Source organism: Streptomyces sp. SAS_270, assembly GCF_052543295.1.
Genome location: NZ_JBMNDS010000153.1, coordinates 1 through 8,159 on the forward strand (window position 1 = coordinate 1; position 8,159 = coordinate 8,159).

Consider the following 8,159-nt stretch of genomic DNA (forward strand, 5'->3'; position numbering starts at 1 on the left):
GGCCGATCCGGGGCCGGCCATCGGGACGCCCTGCCCGGCGACACTCGATCCCGGGACGGCCGATCCGAGGACAGCCATCGGGATGCCCGGCCCGAGGACATGGGCGTCGCGATGCCGCGAAGATCCGTCAGAAGCCCCCTAGATCAGCCCGTGCTCGCGCAGGTATTCCAGCTGGGCGCGGACGGACAGCTCGGCCGCCGGCCACAGGGAGCGGTCCACGTCGGCGTACACGTGGGCGACGACCTCGGCCGGTGCGCGGTGGCCGTTCTCGACGGCCGTCTCGACCTGGGCGAGCCGGTGCGCGCGGTGGGCGAGGTAGAACTCGACGGCGCCCTGGGCGTCTTCGAGGACGGGACCGTGGCCGGGCAGCACCGTGTGGACACCGTCGTCGACCGCGAGCGAGCGCAGCCGCCGCAGGGAGTCGAGATAGTCGCCCAGGCGGCCGTCCGGGTGGGCCACCATCGTCGTACCGCGCCCCAGGACGGTGTCACCCGTCAGAACCGCCTGATCGGCCGGGAGATGGAAGCACAGCGAGTCGGAGGTGTGGCCGGGCGTCGGCACGACGCGCAGTTCGAGTCCGCCCACCGTGATCACGTCCCCGGGAGTCAGCCCCTCGTCGCCGAGCCGCAGCGCCGGGTCGAGGGCCCGCACCTTGGTCCCCGTCAGCTCGGCGAACCGTGCGGCGCCCTCCGCGTGGTCGGGATGCCCGTGCGTCAGCAGGGTCAACGCGACCCGTTTGCCCGCCTTCTCGGCGGTGGCCATGACCTCGCGCAGGTGCGCGTCGTCCAGCGGACCCGGGTCGACCACGACCGCCAGTTCCGAGTCCGGCTCGGCGAGCACCCAGGTGTTCGTGCCGTCCAGGGTCATCGCGGACGCGTTCGGCGCCAGGACGTTGACGGCTCGCGGGGTGGCGGGGCCGGAGAGCACCCCGCCGCGTGGCTGACCGGGGAGGGCGGCTGCGTCCGTCATGCGTGGGGGCCTTCCGGGACGTCGGTCATGCGGGGGCTCCGCCCTTCGGGATGTGCTTGGTGAACTCGGCGTGGCCGGGCCAGGAGAGGACCAGTTCGCCGTCCTCCAGCCGGGCCTGCGCCAGGACGGGGGTGAGGTCGCGGGCCGGCGCGGCGGCGAGGGCGTCGGCGGCGGTGGCGTACGGGAGGAGCTGGCGCAGGGTCGCGACGGTGGGCGGCATCATGAGCAGCTCGCCCTTGTCGTACCCCTCGGCCGCCTCGCGCGGCTGGATCCACACCGTGCGGTCCGCCTCCGTGGAGGCGTTGCGGGTGCGCTGGCCCTCCGGGAGGACGGCCACGAAGAACCATGTGTCGTAGCGGCGGGGTTCGAACTCCGGGGTGATCCAGCGGGTCCAGGCGCCGAGCAGATCCGAGCGCAGCACGAGTCCCCTGCGGTCGAGGAACTCGGCGAAGGAGAAGTCGCGGGCGACCAGGGCTGCTCGGTCCGCCTCCCACTCCTCGCCCGTGGTGTCGCCGACCACGGTGTCCTCGCTGGGTCCGGCGAGCAGGACGCCCGCCTCCTCGTACGTCTCCCGTACGGCCGCGCAGACGATCGCCTGGGCGGAGGTCTCGTCGACGCCCAGCCGCTCGGCCCACCACGCGCGCGTGGGACCCGCCCAGCGAATCCGGTGATCGTCGTCACGGGGGTCCACGCCGCCGCCCGGATACGCGTACGCGCCTCCGGCGAAGGCCATGGAGGCGCGTCTGCGCAGCATGTGCACGGCAGGTGTGCCGTCGCTGTCCCTGAGCAGCATGACGGTGGCCGCCCGCTTCGGGGTGACCGGGGTGAGGGTGCCTTCCGCCAGCGCGCGGATACGGTCCGGCCACTCCGGGGGATACCACTGCCCATTCGCCATGGGCGGAGGCTATCCCGTAGTGCGCTGATGTTCGAGAGGCAACAATCGCCTGCTCCAGGGGCGTCCCGGACGGGACGGGGCACCCCGGCGGGGCCGGGGCCCCGCGAGCCGCGGTGCGGCTGACGTACGGCTTACGCCTCCGTCAGCTCCACCTGGACCTCGACCTCGACCGGCGCGTCCAGGGGGAGCACGGCCACGCCGACCGCGCTGCGGGCGTGCACGCCCTTGTCGCCGAGAACCTCGCCCAACAGCTCGCTGGCACCGTTCAGGACACCGGGCTGGCCGGTGAAGTCGGGGGCGGAGGCCACGAAGCCGACGACCTTCACGACCCGCGCGATGCGGTCCAGGTCGCCCGCGACGGACTTGACCGCGGCCAGCGCGTTCAGCGCGCAGGTGCGGGCCAGGTCCTTGGCCTCCTCGGCCGTGACCTCGGCACCGACCTTGCCGGTGACCGGAAGCTTGCCTTCCACCATCGGCAGCTGGCCGGCGGTGTAGACGTACACGCCGGACTGCACGGCGGGCTGGTACGCGGCGAGCGGCGGAACAACGGCGGGCAGCGTCAGCCCGAGCTCGGCAAGCCTGTCCTCGACCGCGCTCATGCCTGCCGCTCCCTCTTCAGGTAGGCCACCAGCTGCTCGGGGTTGTTCGGCCCGGGCACGACCTGGACGAGCTCCCAGCCGTCCTCGCCCCAGGTGTCCAGGATCTGCTTCGTGGCATGGACGAGCAGCGGCACAGTCACGTATTCCCACTTGGTCATGCGGCCGACTGTATCCGCTGTCACCGGAGCCTCTCGCACACGTTGTCCACAGCCTCCCGCTTACTCCGCGCGCGGAGTGGTTAGGCTCGAAGACGTGAGCAGGCTCCAGGTCGTCAGCGGCAAGGGCGGTACCGGTAAGACCACGGTGGCCGCCGCCCTCGCGCTCGCCCTCGCGACCGAGGGGAAGCGCACTCTCCTGGTCGAGGTCGAGGGCAGACAGGGCATCGCGCAGCTCTTCGAGACAGAAGCGCTGCCCTACGAGGAGCGGAAGATCGCCGTCGCTCCGGGGGGCGGGGAGGTGTACGCACTGGCCATCGACCCCGAACTGGCCCTTTTGGACTACCTCCAGATGTTCTACAAGCTGGGCGGCGCGGGCCGGGCCCTGAAGAAGCTCGGCGCCATCGACTTCGCGACCACGATCGCGCCCGGGCTGCGGGACGTCCTCCTGACGGGCAAAGCCTGCGAGGCCGTCCGCAGAAAGGACAAGAGCGGCCGGTTCGCGTACGACTACGTGGTCATGGACGCCCCGCCGACCGGGCGCATCACCCGCTTCCTGAACGTGAACGACGAGGTGGCGGGCCTCGCGAAGTTCGGCCCGATACACAACCAGGCTCAGGCCGTGATGCGCGTCCTCAAGTCCCGTGAGACCTCGGTCCACTTGGTGACACTCCTTGAGGAGATGCCCGTCCAGGAGACCGCGGACGGCATCGCGGAGCTGCGTTCGGCGAATCTGCCGGTGGGCCGGATCATCGTGAACATGGTGCGGCCCGAGGTGCTGGACGCGGTCGCCCTGGAACACGTACGGGCGCTGCCGCGCACCGCTCTCGCCCAGTCGCTGTCCGCCGCCGGCCTCGGCGGGGCGCGCCGCGGCGGGAACGCGGAGCGGCTGGTGGACCCGCTGCTGCGGCAGGCCGACGAGTACGTCGAGCGGTACACGCTGGAGCACGAACAGCGCGCCGTGCTGGCCGAGTTGGGTCTGCCACTGCACGAACTGCCGCTGTTCAGCGAGGGGATGGACCTCTCGTGCCTCTATGAGCTGGCCACCCACCTGCGGAAGCAAGGGATGTCATGAGTCTGGACCCCGCGCGCGTGCTCGACGTCGACCCGCTGATCGACGACCCGAAGACCCGCATCGTGGTGTGCTGCGGCTCGGGCGGCGTCGGCAAGACGACCACGGCGGCGGCCCTGGGACTGCGAGCGGCCGAGCGCGGCCGCAAGGTGGTCGTCCTCACCATCGACCCGGCACGCCGGCTCGCCCAGTCGATGGGCATCGACTCGCTCGACAACGTCCCGCGCCGCGTGAAGGGCATCGACGAGTCCTCGGGCGGCGAACTGTGCGCCATGATGCTCGACATGAAGCGCACCTTCGACGAGATCGTCGAGGCGCACGCGGACCGTGAGCGGGCCGCAACGATCCTCAACAACCCCTTCTACCAGTCGCTTTCGGCGGGCTTCGCGGGCACGCAGGAGTACATGGCGATGGAGAAGCTGGGGCAGCTGCGGGCGCGCGACGAGTGGGACCTGATCGTCGTCGACACACCGCCCTCGCGCTCGGCGCTGGACTTCCTGGACGCGCCGAAGCGGCTGGGCTCGTTCCTGGACGGGCGGCTGATCCGGCTGCTGACGGCTCCGGCGAAGCTCGGCGGACGCGCCGGGATGAAGTTCCTGAACGTCGGGATGTCGATGATGACCGGCACCCTGGGCAAGCTGCTCGGCGGGCAACTCCTCAAGGACGTCCAGACGTTCGTGGCCGCCATGGACACCACGTTCGGCGGGTTCCGTACGCGCGCGGACGCCACGTACAAGCTGCTGCAGGCGCCCGGCACGGCCTTCCTGGTGGTGGCGGCCCCGGAGCGGGACGCGCTGCGCGAGGCCGCCTACTTCGTGGAACGACTGGCCGCCGAGGACATGCCGTTCGCGGGGCTGGTCCTCAACCGGGTGCACGGCAGCGGTGCCGCTCAGCTGTCGGCCGAGCGGGCGCTCGCCGCCGCGGAAAATCTTGAGGACGCCCGCATTGTGGATCAGGAGGGCGGGAAAGCTGGACTTCGTAACTCTCCCGACACGTACGGCAGTTCAGGATCAGAATCTCCCGCTGACCCGGCCGCCGCTTCCGACGCCGGCGTTTCCGACGAAGGCTCCCCCGTCTCCGACGGAACCGTGGAACACCTCACCGCAGGCCTTCTGAAGCTGCACGCCGAGCGCATGCGGCTGCTCTCCCGCGAGCAGCGCATGCGTGACCGCTTCACCGCGCTCCACCCGGAGGTGGAAGTCGCCGAAGTGGCCGCGCTACCCGGCGATGTGCACGACCTCGCGGGGCTGCGGGACATCGGGGACCGGCTCGCGGCCAACCGGCCGGAGCTGCCCGAGGCGAGCGCCTGAGAGAAACCCCCGGGGACCTCCCGGAATCCTCCGGAGACCTTTCGGAGAGAACGCCCTCAGCCCACCGCCACGTAGTGCTCGTACACCTCTTCCTCGTCGAAGGGCAGGATCCCCGCCCCTCGCTCGTACTCCGTACGCGCTGTCTCAAGCAGCCGACGCCAGGAGGTGACGGTGGGCCGCCTGCGCAGCAGTGCGCGGCGTTCCCGCTCCGTCATGCCACCCCACACGCCGAATTCGACGCGGTTGTCGAGCGCATCGGCGAGGCACTCCGTGCGCACCGGGCATCCGGTGCACACTGCCTTGGCCCTGTTCTGCGCTGCTCCTTGAACGAACAGCTCATCTGGATCGGTAGTGCGGCAGGCCGCCTGCGCACTCCAGTCGGTTACCCAGCCCATACCGGCGCCGTCCTCTCCCGAATCGAGGCTCCCCCACGGCGGCAGCGGCATATTCACCGCCGCCAGTTGAGGACGTTACGGAAGGTGGGCACAGCGCAACACCCCCTTCGGGCCCAATCTTGAATGGCCCGAACGGACTATGCGTAAGCGGCAGATCACCCGACGGAGTGACCTGAGGACATGCGTGAGTATCCCGACGAATCGGGACAGTTCAGTTGAGTCACAACGGACGCCTGGTGACACATGAGGCGGAGTCGGACACGCCCCCACTGAAAAAGTAGGAAGACTTCCGGAACGATTCGGGGTCGCCGGACGTATTGATACGTGGCCGCACTGCTGTGACAGTTGAGAGCAGCTTAGGCCAAGGCATATACGCGTGTCCGGCGAATGAGAACGTAGGCTGCCCTCATGCCAAAGAAGCGCTCGGGCGGTGGTCTGTCGCCAACGCAGCAGGCCGCCAAGTTCCTCGGTGTCAGTGTGCTCGCGGGAGCCGTGATGGCCGGGATCGCGCTGCCTGCGGCGGGTGCCCTGGGTCTCGCGGCCAAGGGATCGGTCAAGGGGTTCGACGAGATCCCCGACAACCTGAAGAGCCCGTCGCTGAGCCAGCGCACCACGATCCTGGACAACAACGGCGGCCAGATCGCCACGGTCTACTCACGCGACCGCACGATCATCGACCTCAAGGACATGTCGCCGTACATGCAGAAGGCGATCGTCGCGATCGAGGACTCGCGGTACTACGAACACGGCGCGGTGGACCTCAAGGGCATCCTGCGCGCGGTGAACCAGAACGCGCAGAACGGCGGAGTGGCCCAGGGCGCCTCCACGCTGACGCAGCAGCTCGTGAAGAACTACTTCGTCGAGGAGGCCGGCGACGACCCGACGAAGGTCGCCGAGGCCACCCAGCAGACCCTCGGGCGCAAGATCCGCGAGCTGAAGTACGCGATCCAGCTCGAGGAGAAGCTCGGCAAGAAGAAGATCCTCGAGAACTACCTGAACATCACGTTCTTCGGCGAGCAGGCGTACGGCGTCGAGGCCGCCGCCCACCGCTACTTCTCCAAGCCGGCCAAGAAGCTGAACCTCCAGGAGTCGGCGCTGCTCGCCGGCATCGTCCAGTCGCCCAGCCGGTACGACCCGGTCAACGACGAGGCGGAGGCCACCAAGCGCCGCAACACGGTGCTGCAGCGCATGGCCGAGGTGCACGACATCTCACAGCAGGAGGCCGACGCGGCCAAGGAGAAGCCGCTCGGGCTGCACGTGAGCAAGCCGAAGAACGGCTGCATCACGGCGGTCAAGGGCGCCGGCTTCTTCTGTGACTACGTGCGCGAGGTGTTCCTGAGCGACCCGGTCTTCGGCAAGACCAAGGAGGCCCGGGCCAAGGTCTGGAACCAGGGCGGCCTGACCATCCGTACGACCCTCGACCCGCAGGCGCAGAGGTCGGCGCAGGCGTCGATCAAGGACCACGTCAACAAGAGCGACGACGTGGCGACCGCCGCCACCGTCGTCGAGCCCGGCACCGGCAAGATCCTCGCCATGGGCCAGTCCCGTCCGTACGGCTTCGGCAAGCACGAGACGCAGATCAACCTCTCCGTGAACAAGGACATGGGCGGCGGCGCCGGCTACCAGCCCGGTTCGACGTTCAAGCCGATCGTGGCCGCAGCCGCCATAGAGGGCGGCAAGTCCGCGACACAGCAGTACTCGTCGCCGTACCAGATGGAGTACCCGAGCCCGATCTCCGTCTGCGACGGCAAGAGCTGGGTGAACACCGAGGGCTCCGACCTCAGCAACGAGAACGAGTCGGAGCACGGCCCGTACGGCATGAAGGAAGCGACCGCGAAGTCGGTCAACACCTACTACGTGCAGTTGATCAGTGACATCGGCATCTGCCCGGTCACCGAGATGGCCGCGAAGCTGGGCGCGGACCGCGCGGACGGCCGCAAGATGGACCAGGCTCCGTCGATCGCGCTCGGCACCCAGGAGATGTCTCCGCTGACGATGGCGAACGCCTACGCGACCTTCGCCTCGCGCGGCATGTACTGCACGCCGATCGCCATCGATTCGATCAGCCAGAAGGTCGGCGGCGCGAAGAAGTCCCTCGAAGTCCCGAAGTCGACCTGCTCGCGGGCGATGTCGGAGACCACCGCCGACACGGTCAGCACGCTCCTGAAGGGCGTGGTCGAGGACGGTACGGGCCAGCAGGCGGGCCTCGGCAGCCGTCCGAGCGCCGGTAAGACCGGTACGACGGACTCCCGCTACGCGGCCTGGTTCGTCGGCTACACACCGAACATGGCGGGCGCGGTCTGGGTCGGCGACCCCACGCACAAGCGGCGGATGGTCGACATCACCATCGGCGGCGTCTACCGCCCCAAGGTCTACGGCGGTGAGGTCCCCGGACCGATCTGGCGCGACATGATGACCGGCGCCCTGGAGGGCAAGCCCGCTCTCGACTTCAACCTCGTCAACATCCCCGACCCCGAGAAGCACAAGGGCCGCGACGACGGCGACAACGGGGACCACAACGGAAATGGCAACGGGAACGGAAACGGGAACGGCGACAACGGGGGCCGGACCGACGGCGGAACGGACGGCGGCACCACCGACGGCGGCAACTTCCCCACTCCGGGCTTCTCGCTCCCTGACGGCTTCATTCAGGGGCAGTCGAACGGGGGGAACGGAAACAACGGGGGCAACGGGCCCTGATCGTCTCTGATCGTCTCTGATCGCGGATACGGCGGTGGGGGCGCCCCTTGCTTCAGGGGCGCCC

8 protein-coding genes are annotated in these 8,159 nt (G+C 69.4%); 3 read left to right on the plus strand and 5 right to left on the minus strand.

Going from position 1 to position 8,159, the window contains the following annotated elements; translation table 11 throughout:
• Positions 1-138 precede the first annotated feature (138 nt).
• The 4 genes from ACN6LB_RS45200 to ACN6LB_RS45215 form a co-directional block, all read right to left on the minus strand.
• Positions 139-969, minus strand: coding sequence for an MBL fold metallo-hydrolase (locus tag ACN6LB_RS45200; protein WP_356133792.1), 831 nt, complete (start codon positions 967-969; stop codon positions 139-141).
• Between the two features lie 25 nt (positions 970-994).
• The gene (locus tag ACN6LB_RS45205; RefSeq protein WP_445031017.1) at positions 995-1,864 is read right to left on the minus strand and encodes an NUDIX hydrolase; all 870 of its coding nucleotides are present in this window, start codon (positions 1,862-1,864) and stop codon (positions 995-997) included.
• A gap of 131 nt (positions 1,865-1,995) precedes the next feature.
• Positions 1,996-2,463 carry a RidA family protein gene (locus ACN6LB_RS45210; protein ID WP_445031018.1) on the minus strand — a complete coding sequence of 156 codons (468 nt, stop codon included), beginning with the start codon at positions 2,461-2,463 and terminating at the stop codon, positions 1,996-1,998.
• Positions 2,460-2,621, minus strand: a complete 162-nt coding sequence (locus ACN6LB_RS45215; protein ID WP_356133798.1) for a DUF4177 domain-containing protein — start codon at positions 2,619-2,621, stop codon at positions 2,460-2,462. The genes ACN6LB_RS45210 and ACN6LB_RS45215 overlap by 4 nt, the downstream gene beginning before the upstream one ends.
• Positions 2,622-2,715: 94 nt before the next feature.
• Here ACN6LB_RS45215 and ACN6LB_RS45220 point away from each other — a divergent pair, with 94 nt between their 5' ends.
• A complete protein-coding gene (locus ACN6LB_RS45220) occupies positions 2,716-3,693 on the plus strand; it encodes an ArsA-related P-loop ATPase (protein WP_445031019.1) in 978 nt (325 codons plus the stop codon).
• Entirely contained in the window at positions 3,690-5,000 is a 1,311-nt protein-coding gene (locus ACN6LB_RS45225) for an ArsA family ATPase (protein WP_356133804.1), read from the plus strand. Before ACN6LB_RS45220 ends, ACN6LB_RS45225 begins: the two co-directional genes overlap by 4 nt.
• Before the next feature lie 56 nt (positions 5,001-5,056).
• Here the strand turns inward: ACN6LB_RS45225 and ACN6LB_RS45230 are convergent, their stop codons facing one another.
• Positions 5,057-5,395: a WhiB family transcriptional regulator gene (locus tag ACN6LB_RS45230; protein WP_356133971.1), complete on the minus strand. Its 339-nt coding sequence runs from the start codon at positions 5,393-5,395 to the stop codon at positions 5,057-5,059.
• Between the two features lie 408 nt (positions 5,396-5,803).
• On the opposite strand from ACN6LB_RS45230, the gene ACN6LB_RS45235 reads away from it, so the two are divergent.
• On the plus strand, positions 5,804-8,095 hold the full coding sequence (locus ACN6LB_RS45235) for a transglycosylase domain-containing protein (protein ID WP_445031020.1): 2,292 nt from the start codon (positions 5,804-5,806) through the stop codon (positions 8,093-8,095).
• Positions 8,096-8,159: the final 64 nt, after the last annotated feature.

What these genes read in the sequence shown, in the direction of transcription:
- ACN6LB_RS45210 (WP_445031018.1), bottom strand. Translation starts at nt 2,463, where the DNA reads ATGAGCGCGGTCGAGGACAGGCTTGCCGAGCTCGGGCTGACGCTGCCC.
- ACN6LB_RS45230 (WP_356133971.1), bottom strand. Translation starts at nt 5,395, where the DNA reads ATGGGCTGGGTAACCGACTGGAGTGCGCAGGCGGCCTGCCGCACTACC.
- ACN6LB_RS45215 (WP_356133798.1), bottom strand. Translation starts at nt 2,621, where the DNA reads ATGACCAAGTGGGAATACGTGACTGTGCCGCTGCTCGTCCATGCCACG.
- ACN6LB_RS45225 (WP_356133804.1), top strand. Translation starts at nt 3,690, where the DNA reads ATGAGTCTGGACCCCGCGCGCGTGCTCGACGTCGACCCGCTGATCGAC.
- ACN6LB_RS45200 (WP_356133792.1), bottom strand. Translation starts at nt 969, where the DNA reads ATGACGGACGCAGCCGCCCTCCCCGGTCAGCCACGCGGCGGGGTGCTC.
- ACN6LB_RS45235 (WP_445031020.1), top strand. Translation starts at nt 5,804, where the DNA reads ATGCCAAAGAAGCGCTCGGGCGGTGGTCTGTCGCCAACGCAGCAGGCC.
- ACN6LB_RS45205 (WP_445031017.1), bottom strand. Translation starts at nt 1,864, where the DNA reads ATGGCGAATGGGCAGTGGTATCCCCCGGAGTGGCCGGACCGTATCCGC.